1 protein-coding gene is annotated in these 449 nt (G+C 41.6%); it reads left to right on the top strand.

The genetic code is table 11. The features are described from left to right. Positions 1-449: FtsX-like permease family protein (locus LE190_RS22270; RefSeq protein ID WP_225240613.1), on the top strand; the 449-nt coding region annotated here is incomplete at both ends.

Here is a 449-nt window from a genome sequence, read left to right as displayed (position 1 = left end):
GCCTAAAAAGAGGAAAAGAAATCGGGGTTTTAAAATCTGTTGGCGTCAATCGCCGACAGCTTATTGCAGGCTTTCTTGTTGAGTCAATCCTCGCTGTAGCCTGCGCATTTTTGGCAGCCGTTCTATTCGCTACATTGCTTTTGCCTTGGGTCAAAACGATTACACATACGACACTGCATATCCCTTTTACCGATATTCGTTTCTATGGCTACTCCCTAGTAGGAATAGGCGTTATAGGACTTTTAGCAGGTATGTACCCGGCGTTATTTTTATCGGCATTTAATCCTATTCTTGCCCTTAAAGGTAAAATAAACAGCCGAAAAGGCGGATCAAGAAGTAGAAAGGCAATGGTCATCGTGCAATTTGCTATTTCTATTTTCCTGATGATATCCACCTATCTGGTGATTCAGCAACTGCATTACACAAAGGATCGTCCAATAGGTTATAAA

Origin of the sequence: Massilia hydrophila (assembly GCF_020208145.1) — a bacterium.
Lineage (GTDB): Bacteria > Pseudomonadota > Gammaproteobacteria > Burkholderiales > Burkholderiaceae_D > Telluria > Telluria hydrophila.
Note: the sequence above shows the minus strand (reverse complement) of the source record. Positions and strands in the feature narration are given on the sequence as shown.